We start from the raw sequence: 15310 nt of genomic DNA on the forward strand, positions 1-15310 counted from the left end.
TCTGTGCTCGATCGCGGCTCCACGGCCCGGAGCTCCGTGGTAGGACCTGACGGTGCGCAGCCTGTTCCACGTCGTCCGTCCTTCCCTGACAGCGGCGCTCGTCCTGGCGGCCTGCCCAGCGGCGGCGATCGAGCTCCCGAACGTCGGGGGTGAACCGGTCTCGCTCGACGTCGTGAACACCGCGGCCGCCACCTACCACTTCGACAACCGCAACGACGACCCCCGTTATCCGTCCCGGTATCTCGACGACAACTACGGAGAGGTCCTCAACCGGCTGGACGCGCAGATCAACTGGTGGCGCCTGCAGCTCGGCACGCGGCTCAACGCCTCTTTTTATGTGGCCAGGCCGTCGGCGACGAGCGTCGAGCTCCAGCAAAAGGTCCTGAACGACGAGGTCTCGTTCTCGCTGGAAGACGCCAGGCGGGAGCTCCACACGCGGTATCTCACCACGGTCTATCCGGCGAAGCTCTGGCTGACCTACACGCAGCCGGGCATCGAGGCCACGGTGGGGGACGTCTACGCCCAGCTCGGACGCGGCCTCGTGTTCAGCGTGCGCAAGATGGACGAGCTGGCCGTCGACACGACCCTGAGAGGCGGCAGGCTCGTGCTGGACAGGGATTTCGGGTCGCTCCGCCTCGAGGCCACCGCCATCGCCGGGCAGATGAACCCGCTGCGCGTGGACGACGCGAGCGGCCGGCGGATCCACGGGGACGGGTCGCCGCTCTTCTTCGGCTTCCCTGGCGCCGACGACCTTGTCGCGACCGAGACGACGGTGGATGCAGAGGGAAACCCTCGCCCCCGCACGGTCGTCGAAGCGGCTCGCCCGAATTACCTGGAGGACACCGTGCTCGGCGGGCGCCTGGAGGCCGGCGTGAAGGGGGTCGAGCTCGCCGTGAACGGCTCGCTGCTGCTGCGCAAATCGTACACCGAGGAGTACAACCGATGCTTGAGCGAGGGCGGCGCGGATCTGCAGGCCGCGCGGCGGCTGTGCGGCGGTGAGTTCCCCGAGTTCAACGTCGTGAGCGCGCGGCCCGCGCGGCAGCACAACACGATCCGGACGTTCAGCGGCTCGGTGAGCATCCCATCCATCGCGCAGCACGGTGACCTCTACGTCGAGGTGGCCGGCCAGCAGCTCCGCGGCGGTCACCTCGACCAGGACAACGTGCCGACAAGAGACCTGTCTGGCTATGCGGTCTACCTGGCAGCAAACGGGCGCAGCGGGGCGCTCGCGGTCTCCCTCGAAGGCAAGCACTACCGGCGATTCTTCCCCCTGTGGGCCAACATCGACGCGTCGGTGCTGTCGAACCCCGGGTTCAACGCGCCGGAGTTCGAGCTCGTGGCGTACAACCAGCCTCCGACGGCAGAGCCCGTCTATGTCGAGCCGATCGGGGCCCCCAACTTCTGTGTGACAGGCGGGCGCGGGCGGGTCGACTACCGTTTCAACCGAGGTGCCGCCCTCTACGCCTGGCTCGGCCGCTATGTGAGCTTCTCGGAGCGTCAGGAAAATCACGAGTGCAGCACGGACGATACGTACCGGACCGACACCTGGGACACCGCGGCAGGCACCGAGATCGATTTCGACGACCGCCGCTCGCACGTCCGCGCGTGGACTGGAGTCCGGCACTCGGATGAGGCCGATTCCGGCGACGTCTTCTACAGCGAGGGCTACGTCCGCTACGACGTCGTGAAGCACCTCACCGGCGCGTTCTCGCTCCAGCTGCAGGGCAACAGCCGGCGCCGTTACCGGCCGGATAACTTCGAATCATCCTGGCTCGAAGGGGACACCTACCTCGCGCTCCAGTGGTCGCCCCACGTCGCTGCAATTTTCGGCCACGAGTACTCATCCCAGCCCGGTTGCGAGCCCGGCAAGAGCCGCGCGTTCTGCCACTTCTTCAACGGCGGGCTGCAGTGGAAATCCGGGTCGAAGAGGACGACGTTCGACCACGTCGTCGACACGGTGCAGCTCTTCGTCGGCCAGCGCCGCGGGGGGTTGCGTTGCGTCTCCGGCGTGTGCCGGTTCTTCCCCTCGTTCGAAGGCGCGCGGATCGAGCTCGTCTCGCGGTTCTGAGCAACAGGAAGCACGTCGAGGAGGCGCGCTGCGATCACGAGGCGCCGAGGATGGCGCAGGCAAGCGAGATCCTGACCTGGGGATCGGGGTCGGCGAGGAGCACGGCCGCGCGTGGGAGCTCGCCGAGCTCGACCAGGCCCGTTCCGGCCGCTTCGCGCACCGGGATCTCGTGGGACCGGAGATCGCGATCGAGCAGCGGCACCGCCGCGCGGACGCCCGCGCGGGCGAGGACTCCCCGCGCGAGCACCGCGCGCGTCGAGGTCCCCGAGGCGAGCTTCATCAGCCATGCGACCGCGGCCGCGCGCTCGCGCGCGGCGACAAGGCCCGGCGCGGCGTCGACGTGGCGGGCGTGCACGGCGAACACCACCGCCTCATCAGGATCGCCCTGCGCCTCGATGAGCGCGCTACGCACCGCTGGATCCTCGAGCGGGGCCGAGCGGATTGCGTAGACGCGATCCCTGCTCTGGCTGGTGCGGATGGCGTCGAGGAGGACGGAGACCGCCTCCCCGGCCCCGTCGCCTCCCGCGCGCACAAGCCCGCGCGCGGCGGCGATCACGGGCGCGCCGCGCTCGGTGGAGATCGCCCAGAGGAGCTGCTCACGGCCGCCGGCGTCGATCGCGCGCGGCGCCGCCCACGCCTCGGCGATCGCCTCGCGCCCTGGCTCGTCCGAGAGGACCCAGAGATCCCGCAAGGCCAGCGCGACCTCTCGCCCGCCGAGCGCACCAGCGGCGCGGATCGCGATCGTCCGCGCGAGCGGGTATGGATCGAGCCGCGCCGCTTCGAGCACCGCGCTCCGGTCGCTCGGGTCTGCTGCCGCGATGGCCGCGCGGAGCGCCGCGACGCGCACCTCTTGATCTCCATCCAGCATCCGCGCGCGGCGGAGCGCGCCATCCTCTGCTGCAACGAGGGCCCGCGTCTCCAGCGCGCGGAGCGCTGCGTTCCTGCCAGGGTCTCTCCCCGGCGCCGCCTCGCGTGCGTTACGCTTCGCGCCCTCCGGATCGGTGAGGCCTGCCTCGAGGAGGACCATCGCTGCGGCCGTCGCGACGGCGTCCGATCCCGTGGCGCGCTCGGCGAGCGCGTCTTCCAGCGGGCGCGCGCAGGTCCGGAGCTCGCGCACCCGCTCGACCCCGGACGGCGGTGTCGCCCGCGCGATCTCCCCCTCGGCGAGGGCGCGGGCGATCGCTCGCGCGTCGTCGCTGTCCAGCGCGCCGCGGCGCAGCTCGTCGGTCAGGGCGCGGCGCAGCTCGTCGAACCTGCCCGCCTCGGCTGCGCGCACCGACGCCGAGCTCGCGCAGCCCGCGATCGCGGCGAGCGAGAGGAGGCCGGCGAGGATCGACCAGGGGAGCACGCGGACCATGAGGCACCTCTTAGCGCGCCGAAGTTCGCGCTCGAAGCCCCTTCGGCTCGACCACCCGGGGAATCCGTTCTATACGGCGCTCGCCTTCCGGCACCATGCGTATCGACGTCATCGTCAACACAACAGCGCGCCGGTACCGGGCCAGGCCTTCGCTCATCGACCGCATGACGGCCGCCTGCGCCGGGGCGGCGGAGCTCCACCCGACCGCTAGCGTCGCGGAGCTCGCGGAGGTCTGCGAGCGGATCGCGCAACGGGGCACGGATCTCGTCGCGCTCTCCGGCGGAGATGGCAGCTTCATGGCGGGCGTCACGGCCCTCGCCCGCGCGTTCGGCGAGCGCTCGTTGCCGCCGCTTGCCCTGTTGCCAGGCGGAACCGTGGCGACGGTCGCGCGGAACTGGGGAGTGGCCGGGGATCCGGCGATGCTCCTCGCGCGCATCGTCCGCGAGCACCGCGATCTTCGCGGCGGCGCCGCCCCCCGAGGAGCGGTCCGTCGGCCCACGTTGCGCGCTCGCGCGACGACGCGCAGCGGCGTCGAGGAGCGCATCGGCTTCATCTTCGGCACGGGCCTCGTGGCCAGCTTCTTCGATGTCTACTACGAGCGCGGAGGAGACGGATACGGCGCCGCGGCGCGCATCGTGGCGCGGGTGTTCGCCGAGTCCTTTTATGGCGGCGCCTGCGCGCGTCGGGTCCTCGACCCGCTGCCTTGCACGATCGAGGTGGAGGGGCGGCAGCTCGCGCCGCGCGCCTGGTCGCTGATCTGCTCGTCCGCGGTGCGCGACCTCGGTCTCCACATGCAGGTCACTTACCGTGCCGGCGAGGATCTCGACCGCCCGCACCTGGTCGCGAGCGCCCTGCCGCCTCGTTCGCTGGGTCCGCGCGCCCCGCTCGTCCTCGCGGGCCGCCGGATCGGCGGCAAGGACCACTTCGACGGCCTCGTCCGCGACTTCACGGTCCGGTTCGGCGCCTCGACCGCCGCGGCCTCGCGCGACGAGGGCCCCTACATCCTCGACGGAGATCCCCTCCGGGCGCTCGAGGTCCAGATCTCCGCTGGACCTTCCATCGACGTCCTGTCCCTGCGCGCCTGACGTCGCGCGCTCGTCCGTCGCGCGCACCTGACCCCCGCGCGGCGGGCTCTGCGCCGGATGACGGAATCATGACGGTCGTCGTGAACCCCAGTGACGGGCATGCCCGATGCTCCATCCACCTTGGAAACCATCACGCAAGCCCGCCCGTCGAGCCCCACACGAGTCGTCGTACCGAAGCCTGGCCCGGGCTTCGGTCAGCTCTTCAACGTGCTGGGAATCACCGCCATCCACGTAGGCACGGTGGTCGCCATCGTCCGGGGCGCCACATGGAAGCTCGTGGCGCTCGCCGTGGCCACGTACTTCGTCCGGATGTTCGCGATCACGGCGGTCTACCACCGGTACTTCTCGCACCGGAGCTACAAGACGAGCCGCGGCCTCCAGTTCCTGCTCGCGTTGCTCGGGACGACGGCGACGCAGAAGGGCCCGCTGTGGTGGGGGGGAACGCACCGCGTCCATCACAAGTACTCGGACACGGAGCGCGACGTTCACAGCCCGCTCCGCAAGGGGTTCTGGTACGCGCACATGGGCTGGTGGCTCGGGCGGGAGCATGAGGAGCTCGACCTCAAGCGCATCCCCGACTTCGCCGGGTTCCCCGAGCTCCGGTGGCTGGACCGCTACCACGTGGTCGGGCCGCTCGGGATGATCGCGCTGCTCTTCGCGCTCGGCGGCTACGACGCCTTCCTCTGGGGCTACGTCGTCTCGACGTGCGCGCTCATGCACGGCACGTTCACGATCAACTCCCTCGCGCACGTGTTCGGCTCGCGGCGTTACGCGACGACCGACACGAGCCGCAACAACTTCTGGCTGGCGCTGATCACCCTCGGCGAGGGCTGGCACAACAACCACCACCACTACATGAGCAGCGCGAACCAGGGCTTCTTCTGGTGGGAGATCGACGTCAGCTTCTACATCCTGCGCGGCATGGAGAAGCTCGGCCTGGTCTGGGATCTCCGGACCGCGCCGGCGCACGTCATCCAGCGGAACCTCGTGAAGGAGGTCGGCGAGCGTTCGCCGCTCCTCGCCCCTCAAGCCGCGCCCGCCGAGCCCCTCGACGCCCCTCCTCTCGGCCGGCCGAGCCTCGGCGACGTCTGACGGCCAGCAGCGCTCCGCCGCGATGATCCACGGACGGGAGCTGCAGGGCAGCTCTCATCTTCAGGCGCTCGCAGCGAGCCAGCTCGACCCGCAGCAGCCCGGCTGCTGCGGGCTCCCACGACCAGCGACGGCTCCACGCCCGTCTCGCCGCGGACGCGGCGGCCAGGAACCCCTCGGGATCCCTGGCGCGGGACGCTAGTTCACCGACGATGCGGCTTGCTGGCTGTGGGCAGTGGCGGAGTCGCCGGGCTTCGGCTTCTCGGCCTTGTTGCGCTCGCGCTGGCGCTCCAGGCCGGCGCGCACGAAGCGCGCGAAGAGCGGGTGCGCGTTGTGGGGCCGGCTCTTGAACTCAGGATGGAACTGACAGCCCACGAAGTACGGATGCTCGCGCAGCTCGATCATCTCGACGAGCCGCTGGTCGGGCGACGTCCCGGACAGCACGAGCCCCTTCTGCGTCATCGCCTCGCGGTACTTGTTGGCCACCTCGTACCGGTGCCGGTGCCGCTCGCTGATGCTCGTCTGCCCGTACGCCTCCGCGGCGATCGACCCCTTCTCCAGCACGCACGGGTACGCGCCGAGGCGCATCGTTCCGCCCTTCTCGACGACGCCCTTCTGGTCGGGCATCAGGTCGATGACAGGGTAGGCGGCGTTGCGATCGAACTCGACGGAGTTCGCCCCCGCCATGCCGCACACATGCCGCGCGAACTCGACGACCGCGAGCTGCATGCCCAGGCAGATCCCGAAGAACGGGATCTTCTCCTCGCGCGCATAGCGGATGGCCTCGATCTTCCCCTCGGTCCCGCGATCGCCGAAGCCGCCGGGCACCAGGATCGCGTCGAGGTTCGACAGCAGCTCGGCCGCGCCTCGCGCCTCGATCTGCTCGGAGTCGATGTACTCGAGCTCGACCCGCACGTCGTTGTGCAGCCCGCCGTGGACGAGCGCCTCGTGGAGCGACTTGTACGCGTCGCGCAGGTGCACGTATTTGCCGACGACGCCGATCTTCACGGTCCCACGAGACGGCTTCTTGAACCGCTCGACGATGCGCTGCCAGGGCGACAGATCCGGCTGCCTCGCCCAGATGTTCAGCAGCTCCGTGATCTTCTCGTCGATCCCCTCGGCGTGGAGGGCCAGCGGGAGCTCGTAGATGCAGTCGACGTCGACGGCCGCGATGACGCAGTCGACGGCGACGTTCGAGAACAGGGAGATCTTCTCCTTCATGCTGCGCGGGAGCGGCCGGTCGCAGCGGCAGAGGAGGATGTCCGGCTGGATGCCGATCTCGCGCATCTCCTTCACCGAGTGCTGGGTGGGCTTCGTCTTCAGCTCGCCCGCCGTCGCGATGAACGGCACGAGCGTGACGTGCACCGAGATCGCGTTCTGCGCGCCCGACTCCACCTTGAGCTGGCGGATCGCCTCGATGAACGGGAGCGACTCGATGTCGCCCACGGTGCCGCCGACCTCGACGATCGCCACGTCGGCCCCGTCTGCGGCCGATCGGATGCGCAGCTTGATCTCGTCCGTGACGTGCGGGATCACCTGCACCGTCGCCCCGAGGTACTCGCCGCGGCGCTCCTTCGAGATGACCGCCTCGTAGACGCGGCCGGTCGTGAAGTTGTTCTGCCGCGTCATCCGGGCGAGCGTGAAGCGCTCGTAGTGCCCGAGATCCAGGTCGGTCTCTGCGCCGTCGTCGGTGACGAAGACCTCACCGTGCTGGTACGGGGACATCGTGCCGGGATCGACATTGATGTACGGGTCCAGCTTGAGGTGGGTGACCTTCAACCCACGGGACTCCATCAACGCCCCGATCGAGGCCGCGGCCAGTCCCTTGCCGATCGACGATACGACTCCGCCTGTGACGAAGACGAATTTGGTCCGCTTGCTCATGACCCATCGCTCCGCTGCGCCGTGTGCGCGCCTGTAACCAGTTCCTCGGCCGGCGCTCAAGAGGTGAGGCCGCCGAGGTTCGGCTGTCCACGGCAAATGCCTTGCCCGGCTTACAAGCCGCACGGCCCCGTCAACAGGACCGAAGCCGGAGGAAGCCCCACGAGGAGGGCTTCCGCACCGGCAACAGAACCTGACCTGCCGTACGAGCCCGTCTGCAACCGGAGGGGCCCAGGGCAAGCCTGCGCGACGTGATGCCGCTCTGAATCCGCCGGCATTCTAGGCCGCTCTCCCCGCGCGTCAATGCAAAGGGCCATCCGATCCTCCCACCGGGCGCCGTCCCGCGGATCCATGGGAGGACAAGACACCGGCCGCGGGCCGCTGCTGCGGCACTCTGCCGCGGGACCTCCCCGTCGCCCGGCCGGCAGGGCCTCCTCGTCGCCCCGCCGGCAGGACCTCCCCGTCGCCCGGGAGCTTCGGCGGGCCGGGATGGTACGCTCCGCCGGCGCCCCGCGACCTGGCCATGCCATGAGAATCGCCCACGTTCTTCAGCTCGCGACGTCCACCCCGATCGTCGCGCTGGAACGCGACGGCACGCTCTACGACGTCGCGGAGCTCGAGCGCCACTTCGGAACGAAGCTCGCTGACATCCCCGGCGTGGCGGATTTTCATACGCGCGTGGTGGCGCTCCGTTGTGCTGGTCTCCACACGCTGGACGACCGACTTCTCAGCGGAGATCGCCCCGCCGCGGCGCAGCTCCACGCAGACACGCTCCTGTGGCTGCCGCCCTGCGCCATCGACCGCGCCGCGTACGTCCAGCTCGGCCCCTACGCGCGCGACGCAGAGCTCCCCTGGTACCGGGTCGGCAACAGCCGCGCGCTGCTCGGGCACAACGCAGCGATCCCCTTCCCTCCGCTCGAGGACGAGCCCGACTACGAGCTGAACCTGGCGGCGCTCCTCTGCGAGGATCTGCGGCGTGCCACCCCGGAGGAAGTGGAGCGCGCGATCGCGGGCTACACGGTGCTGAACGACTGGACCGCACGCAGCCTGGAAGCGCGATCGTTGGCGCGCGGGCTGCCGCCTTCAGACGCGAAGGACTTCGCGACGCAGCTCGGCCCGGTGCTCGTCACGCCAGACGAGCTCGGCCCCGTCGAAGTGCTGCGGACCCAGGTCCGCGTCGACGCCGAGACGCGCTCCTGCTCGCGCATCGGCGAGTGGACCTTCTCGCTGGCGGAATCCGTCGCGTACATCAGCAACCAGATCGAGCTGCGCGCCGGCGACGTCGTGGGCGCGGGGCGGGTCTTCGGCGGGAGCGCTGACCGGCACGTGCCCTACGGCGCCAGCGTGGAGCTGATGGTCGAGCGCATCGGGCGCCTGAGCGGCAAGCCGGTCCGCGGGCCCGCACCGTCGCCGTGGCGTCGACGGTGAAGGGGCGGGGGCGCCCACCGTCGGCGGATTCAGAAGGTTCCGACGACGCCGACGCCCATGCCCGTCGCCGTGATGACCGGGGCCGCCCGCACCGACAGCGCCGACGCGCTCGAGGGCTGTGCCGGGCGCGCCTCCGTGGTCATGAAGATGCCCTCGCCGACGAGCGCGAGGCCAGCGAGCTGCGCGAGCCCGCCCACGACCGTGAGCGCTCCTCGCACGTACAGCTTCGCGCCGCAGTCCGGATCGTCGGCGGCGCAGCCGTTCTTGGCGAGCGCCATCCACGGGCCCACGATCGGGATCTTCAGCTCGCTCGACCCGGGCACCTCGGGCCACGAGGACGCAGCAGCGAATCCTGCGCCGTAGGCGAGCGCCGTCACGGCCACCCCGCCGACGATGAGCTTCACGCGCACCGACGACGGCGGGTACCGCGGAGGAGCCGCCTGCTCCTGCGCGCCGGCGGAAGCCGCGGTCAACGCGAGCGCAGCGGCGAGCGCGAGGGCAGCGCTCTTCATGGCGACTTCGCGCTGGACGACGCGGAGCCGCCCTTCTTGGCCGGCAGCTTCACGGTGTACGGGACCTCGAGGGGGTCGCCCTCGAACGGCAGCACGATCTCCCCGACGAACGCGCGCTTGACGCAGGCCTCGGCAGGCGTCCCAGCGAAGGGCGGCCCGACCAGCACGTCGGTCACGCGCCCCTTCTGGCCGTCGAAGACGACCTTGACCTCTCCCTCGCCGGTCGGCGCGTTCGGCACGACCTCGGCGCAGTTGGACGCCTTGTCTCCGCCGCGCCGCAGCGCGATCTCCATCTGCTTCTTCTGATCGTCGTTGAGCCCGCCGCCGCTGTCCTGCGACCCGCTCGCCTCCGCGTCGGAGCTGCCGGTCTCGGCGGGCGCGGGCTCGTCGGAGTATGCCTGCTCGAAGTTGTAGTCTTCACCTGCCTGCTTGGGCTTGGCGCCCGAGCATGCCGCCGCCGCGAGGATGAGGAGCGGCAAGAGCGCGCGGGTCGAGTGCTGCTGGGACACGGTGTCCTCCCTTCGAACAGAGCGTGAATGGTGCCTGGGCGCACCCTAGCAAGCTCTCCTTTGCGAGGACAACCCCGAGCGCGCGTCCCTGGAGCGCTGCCGGCCTGCGCCGGGCGATCGACCGGATGAGGCGCCGGCGGCGGAGACGTTGTACAGCCGGAGAGCAGTTATGCCCCGCAGCTCCCGCCGGACCGTCTCCCTTGTCGCGCTCGTGCTCTCGTCGACCCTCGCCCGCCCGGGCGGCTCGCAGCCGAGCGACGGCGGTGCGCGCGCCGCGGAGCGGACCGGCCCCGCGACACCGACCCAGGAGGCGCCCGGAGGCGCGAGCGCCCCCCCGTCGACCGTCGCGGCGCCCGGGCCTCATCGCGTCGACCCGAGCCGCGCGCGGGCGAAGCTCGAGAAGCTCACGGCGGACGTGCATCGATGGGGCGGTCGGATCGGCGTGCTCGCGGTCGACGTCGCCAGCGGAGCGACGCTCGCCGCCTTCGATGAGCGCGGCCTCTACAACCCCGCGTCGAACGCGAAGCTGTTCACGGCCGCGGCCGCGCTGCGCCTGCTCGGGCCGAGCTACCGCTACCTGACCGGCCTTTACGGGGAAGCATCGAATGGATCCGTCGCGGAGCTCGTGCTCCGGGGCTCGGGTGACCCGTCGCTCAGGACACGCGATCTATGGGAGATGGCGCGCGATCTGCGCGCGACGGGCGTCCGCAAGGTCGCGGCGATCGCGGTCGACCAGGGCTACTTCGACGGGCGCTACGTGCCCCCGGCCTTCGAGCAGCAGCCGGAAGAGTGGGCTGCTTTCCGCGCCCCGGTCGCGGCGGCGTCGCTGAACGCGAACGCGGTGCTCTTCACGGTGCGCCCGTCGAAGGCGGGTGAGGCCGCGTCCGTCGCGATCGATCCCCCAGGCGTGACGGTGCTCCGCGGGAAGGTGGTCACCGCGAGGCGCGGCACGCCGGAGAGGATCGGGATCCGCCTCGAACCAAGCGGCCAGCGCCTGCTCGTGCACCTCAGCGGGAGCGTCCCGGAAGGCGGCCGTGCGGTGAGCCTGGCGAGGCGCGTCGACGATCCTCGCCTCGTCGCGGCGTATGCGCTCAGGGAGATGCTGCAGGAGGTCGGCGTCGAGGTCTCCGGTCAGGTGCGGCTTGGCGGCGCGGATCAGAAGCGGTTGCTCGTGGCCCACCGCTCGTCGCCTCTGGGCGAGCTGCTCCCTGCGCTCGGCAAGGACAGCGACAACTTCTTCGCAGAGACGATCTTCAAGACGATCGCCGCGGAGAGGCGCGGGCGCCCCGGCACGGCCGAGGCCGCGGCGGAGCTGGTCGGAGAGACCCTCCGCGAGCTCGGCGCTACCCAGGAGGGTCTCCTCATGCGGAACGGCTCCGGCTTGTTCGACGCGGCCCGCGCGTCACCGGAGGCCATCGTCCGGGTGCTCCGTGCCGCGGTCCTCGATCCGGCGCTCGGCGCCGACTTCATCGCGCAGCTCGCGATCGGCGGCGTGGACGGGACCTTGCGCGGCCGCTTCCGCGGATGGTCGAAGGAGCGCGCCATCCGCGCCAAGACGGGGACCCTCGCCTCGGTGGCGGCCCTCTCCGGCTACATCCTCCCGCCGGCCGGCCGGTCCCCGATCGCGTTCGCGGTGCTGGCCTCGGACATTCCGGGGAAGATCGATCCAGCACGCAAAGCCATCGATGACTTCGTCGGAGCGCTCGCCGACGAGCTCTGGAGGGGAGCTCGCTCCCCGTGATCGCGCCAGCGAGCTCATGTCGATGATCGGCGCGGTGATGCGCTCCGGCGCACGCTCCCGGGAAAGCGCGCTGCTCGGAGGGCCCAAACAGCGCGGCCGCGCAGCGTTGCGCTGCGCGGCCGCATCATCGCGTCTGCTGTGCTCGTCGCTCAGTAGTCGCGCATCTGCTTGCGGATCTTGCCGAGCGCCTGCTCCTGGAGCTGACGGATGCGCTCGCGCGACAGGTTGTACTTGTCGCCGATCTCCTTCAGCGTGAGCTCGTCTTCATCGTCCAGGCCGAAGCGCCAGCGGATGATCCGCGACTCGATCGGCGTGAGGGTGGTGAGCAGCCGGCGAACCTCGTCGCTCCACTTCCTGTTCGCCAGGTGGTCGAACGGCGACAGCGCGTTCTCCTCCTGGAGGAAGTCGATGAACTTCCGCCCGTCCTCGTCGCCGACCGGGCGGTCGAGGGAGAACGGCGTCTCCGCGTAGAAGTCCTTCACCTTGTCGAGCTTCTCGCGCGGGACGCCCGTCTCCTTCTCGAGCTCCTCGATCGTCGGCTCGTGCCCCGTGCGCGCGATGATCGCCTGCGTCGCCCGCGCCACACGGTTGTACGTGTCGAGCATGTGGACCGGGATGCGAACCGCCCGCCCCTTGTCAGCCAGGGCGCGGCTGATCGCGTGCCGGATCCACCAGGATGCGTACGTCGAGAACCGGTACCCACGGCTGTGATCGAAGCGCTCGACCGCCTTCATCAGGCCGATGTTGCCTTCCTGGATCAAGTCGATGAGCGGCAGACGCCCGCGGTTGTACCGGCGCGCGATCGAGACGACGAGCCGCAGGTTGGCCTTCACGAAGCGGTTCTTCGCGTCGTGCTGCGCCTGGAAGGTCCGCTCGACCCGATCGAGGTAGCGGCGGTAAGAGCTCGACATCGGGAGCCTCGGCCGCGTGGGACGGGTCTCCTCCGGATCGCTCACGTCGTCCTCGAAGTCCGGCTCGCGCACGAGATCGCGCGCGATGGTGAAGGCGCGCGCCATCCAGAGGCGATCCGAGTCCGGCAGGCGGACGGCCGCCGCGAGCTCCTCGGAGAGCTGGGTCCACGGCTTCTCCTGCTCGGGCAGGAGCTTCCCCTTCTGCTTCTTCGCCGCGCGGACGAGCTTCTGCAGCTCTGCGAGCTGCGGTGCCTTCACCTCATCCTCGCCCGCCTTGGCAACGTCCTCCTCGAGCGCGGTCAGGATGTGCTCGGCCGCAGGCAGGTACGAGAGCAGAGCCACCCAGTGCTCCACCTCGGTGCGCTCGACCGCCCGGGCGGTGTCGAGCTCCTCGTCCGGCCCCATGACGGGGTGAAGCGCCATGTCGCGGAAGTAGCGGGCGAGCATCGAGTCGCCGCCTCCGTCCTCGACATCCTTCAGCTCCCGATCCTGGTTCCTCGCCCGCTCGGGCTGCGGGAGCCGGTCGAGCGGCCCGAGGTCCAGGTCGATGAAGTCAGCCGCTCGATCCTCGTCGAGGATCTCCGCCGGGCGGGATCGCACGACCGTCTCCTCCGCCTGGTCATCTTCCAGAAGGCTGAGGGCTGCGATTTCCGGCGTGGCCGTCCCACCCTGAGCGAGCGGGTCGCCCTTCACTACAGTGGCGTTGCTCTTGGTCGACCTCATGGCGGCTCCCTCCACGGTGGTAGCTCCTTGAAAGTGCGAGCGCGGCGACTGGCTGTCCCCAAGCTCCTCGACGTCGCGGACCCCCGACTCGGTGGTCTGCGATGCCGCCCGCCGGGGGGCCGATGCTGTCTCGGCCCCCTGCGAGCTCTTGGATGCCGCGAGCCGCGCAGAGGTACCCACAGCGGAGGCTTTGGCGTTTCTCCGCGCAGTTTCTGGACGGCGGGCGGTCGACGTGCTCATCTTGGTCTTTGTGTCGGCGTTCACTTCTAAACGGCTGACCTTGCGAGATTGAAATGCCTCGCCACCTTTTGACGGCGGGCGAGACGATTTCGTGCCAAACAGGGAGCAGGAGCTGACCGAAGGAGCCCCTGTTGAAACTGGCAACCGCTGGTGCTTTCTTTTGATTCCGGTCGAACTCTTCCCGCCAGAGGTCCCGCCAGAGGCGGGCTTGCTCTTGCAGAACGATGCTCTCGAGCCATCTCCCGGTGGCAGTCCAACTCCAGAAGCAAGAACAGTGCCTTTTTTGGCGTGCGTTCCGTGTTCTCCCGTTTGAGAGCTCGCCCTGGGTGCGGTATGTAGACCGGGAGGCGCCGTCCGTGCCGTGTCGAGCGAAATCTTTCGCTGCAACCGAGCCGAACTGCATGGCTGGGTACGCTTTCGGGGACGCAACAACATCGGCAACCTGTCCTCCTTGGGAGCACCTCGATTCCGCCAGCCCCCAACGCCTCGGTGGGGCCGCCCTCGCGGCAATGGCAAGGGATTTCGCTGGTTTTTCCAGCATCTAGGGTGCTGAACCTGACTGCTGAGGCCGCTCTCTCAGTGAGCTTCGATGTTTCCTGAACCTGGGCCTCCTGACGGCGATGTCGAGCCCTCACCCGACGGCCGAAGGCGGAGAAGGTTATTTTTCGCGAGAGAGCACGTGGAAAGCTGGTAATTCCAGCCGTTCGCTCAGGTTCGGCAGGAGCCGCGGCGAAGGACATTTCCCTGAAGGCCGGGGAGGAAGGCCCCTAGGCTCGCCAGGCGCCCAATGTGCGTCTATGCCCCACAAAGGAGGCGGATCTGGATGGCCCTTCGTCGGAGAGGGTCGGAATTTACCCTGGCACCAGGGTCATAGGGTGCCATCGCCGCTGCGGGCACCAGCGTGCAGGAAGTGCACACTGTGCATCCGCTCGGTACCTATTCGCCACACCAGGCAGCTGGATGGTTTCTCGATGTGGAGCGCCGGCTCACGTCGTCGGCGAACGACCTGGATGGCTGCGCTTGCACCGCGGCCCCTCTGTAGGGGCGCTGGTGCCGCACACATTCCCGGAACACATACCCGGGCGGCGCCGGCCGAGCTCACCGAGCCGAGAGGCTGATGGTCGGCCGGTCGTGACGACCGCCTGAAGCGGTCACTTGGCGGCAGCGGAGGAGGAGACGAGCTTCGCCACGGCGCCGAAGGACGCAGGGTCGTGGATCGCGATCTCCGAAAGGATCTTCCGGTCGAGCGCGACGCCCGCCTTCTTGAGCCCGCTGACCAGACGGGAGTAGGTCGTGCCGTTGAGACGCGCGGCAGCGTTGATCCGGGTGATCCAGAGACGACGGAAATCCCGCTTCTTGAGCTTGCGGCTGATGTAGCCGTACTCCCAGGCGTGACGCAGGACCTCGACCGCCTGGCGGAAGCGGTTCTTTCGGCCGAGGAAGTAGCCCTCGGTCTGGTTGAGGACGCGGTTGCGACGGCGGCGAGCCTTGAACCCTCTTTTTACGCGCGGCATCGGAGCTTTACCTCACCGGTTCCAGGGTCAGCCGTAGGGAAGAAGCAGCTTGACGCGCTTCTCCATCGCGGAGTCGACCATGTCGTTCTTGCGGAGCCGACGCAGGCGCTTCTTGCTCTTCTCCTGCATGCAGTGGTTGAGCCCGCTCTTGCTGCGGCGAATCCGGCCGGAACCGGTCACCTTGAACCGCTTGGCCGCGGCGCGGTTGGTCTTCATCTTCGGCATGACGCCCTCGATCCGAGTGCCTACGCT

Annotated in this window: 12 protein-coding genes; 5 read left to right on the forward strand and 7 right to left on the reverse strand. The window is 69.6% G+C overall.

Features of this window, described 5'->3' with window-relative positions; translation table 11 throughout:
* Positions 1 to 52: 52 nt before the first annotated feature.
* Complete coding sequence (locus tag WMF24_RS37450) at positions 53 to 2068, forward strand: DUF6029 family protein (protein ID WP_437732245.1); 2016 nt, start codon at positions 53 to 55, stop codon at positions 2066 to 2068.
* A gap of 34 nt (positions 2069 to 2102) precedes the next feature.
* Here WMF24_RS37450 and WMF24_RS37455 read toward each other — a convergent pair whose 3' ends face one another.
* Entirely contained in the window at positions 2103 to 3425 is a 1323-nt protein-coding gene (locus WMF24_RS37455; protein ID WP_437732246.1) for a hypothetical protein, read from the reverse strand.
* 95 nt (positions 3426 to 3520) lie between these two features.
* On the opposite strand from WMF24_RS37455, the gene WMF24_RS37460 reads away from it, so the two are divergent.
* Together WMF24_RS37460 and WMF24_RS37465 are read left to right on the forward strand one after the other, a co-directional pair.
* The gene (locus tag WMF24_RS37460; RefSeq protein WP_437732247.1) at positions 3521 to 4510 is read left to right on the forward strand and encodes a diacylglycerol/lipid kinase family protein; all 990 of its coding nucleotides are present in this window, start codon (positions 3521 to 3523) and stop codon (positions 4508 to 4510) included.
* A gap of 207 nt (positions 4511 to 4717) precedes the next feature.
* Positions 4718 to 5602: an acyl-CoA desaturase gene (locus WMF24_RS37465; RefSeq protein ID WP_437732248.1), complete on the forward strand. Its 885-nt coding sequence runs from the start codon at positions 4718 to 4720 to the stop codon at positions 5600 to 5602.
* A gap of 195 nt (positions 5603 to 5797) precedes the next feature.
* Here the strand turns inward: WMF24_RS37465 and WMF24_RS37470 are convergent, their stop codons facing one another.
* The gene (locus WMF24_RS37470) at positions 5798 to 7483 is read right to left on the reverse strand and encodes a CTP synthase (RefSeq protein WP_437732249.1); all 1686 of its coding nucleotides are present in this window, start codon (positions 7481 to 7483) and stop codon (positions 5798 to 5800) included.
* Positions 7484 to 8008: 525 nt separating this feature from the next.
* On the opposite strand from WMF24_RS37470, the gene WMF24_RS37475 reads away from it, so the two are divergent.
* The gene (locus WMF24_RS37475; protein WP_437732250.1) at positions 8009 to 8908 is read left to right on the forward strand and encodes a fumarylacetoacetate hydrolase family protein; all 900 of its coding nucleotides are present in this window, start codon (positions 8009 to 8011) and stop codon (positions 8906 to 8908) included.
* A gap of 29 nt (positions 8909 to 8937) precedes the next feature.
* On the opposite strand, the gene WMF24_RS37480 is transcribed toward WMF24_RS37475, so the two are convergent.
* Both WMF24_RS37480 and WMF24_RS37485 read right to left on the reverse strand, forming a co-directional pair.
* Positions 8938 to 9420 carry a hypothetical protein gene (locus tag WMF24_RS37480; RefSeq protein WP_437732251.1) on the reverse strand — a complete coding sequence of 161 codons (483 nt, stop codon included), beginning with the start codon at positions 9418 to 9420 and terminating at the stop codon, positions 8938 to 8940.
* Positions 9417 to 9929 carry a hypothetical protein gene (locus WMF24_RS37485; protein ID WP_437732252.1) on the reverse strand — a complete coding sequence of 171 codons (513 nt, stop codon included), beginning with the start codon at positions 9927 to 9929 and terminating at the stop codon, positions 9417 to 9419. The genes WMF24_RS37480 and WMF24_RS37485 overlap by 4 nt, the downstream gene beginning before the upstream one ends.
* A gap of 169 nt (positions 9930 to 10098) precedes the next feature.
* Here WMF24_RS37485 and dacB point away from each other — a divergent pair, with 169 nt between their 5' ends.
* Positions 10099 to 11670 (forward strand): D-alanyl-D-alanine carboxypeptidase/D-alanyl-D-alanine endopeptidase, encoded by a 1572-nt coding sequence (gene dacB / locus WMF24_RS37490; RefSeq protein WP_437732253.1) that lies wholly within the window; start codon positions 10099 to 10101, stop codon positions 11668 to 11670.
* A gap of 149 nt (positions 11671 to 11819) precedes the next feature.
* Here the strand turns inward: dacB and WMF24_RS37495 are convergent, their stop codons facing one another.
* From WMF24_RS37495 to rpmI, 3 genes are all read right to left on the reverse strand, one after another.
* A complete protein-coding gene (locus WMF24_RS37495) occupies positions 11820 to 13304 on the reverse strand; it encodes a sigma-70 family RNA polymerase sigma factor (RefSeq protein WP_437732254.1) in 1485 nt (494 codons plus the stop codon).
* Positions 13305 to 14695: 1391 nt separating this feature from the next.
* A complete protein-coding gene (rplT, locus tag WMF24_RS37500; protein WP_061611106.1) occupies positions 14696 to 15058 on the reverse strand; it encodes a 50S ribosomal protein L20 in 363 nt (120 codons plus the stop codon).
* Positions 15059 to 15085: 27 nt separating this feature from the next.
* On the reverse strand, positions 15086 to 15283 hold the full coding sequence (gene rpmI / locus WMF24_RS37505; protein ID WP_020740309.1) for a 50S ribosomal protein L35: 198 nt from the start codon (positions 15281 to 15283) through the stop codon (positions 15086 to 15088).
* Positions 15284 to 15310: the final 27 nt, after the last annotated feature.

The organism is Sorangium sp. So ce1335 (genome assembly GCF_051521615.1).
GTDB lineage: Bacteria > Myxococcota_A > Polyangia > Polyangiales > Polyangiaceae > Sorangium.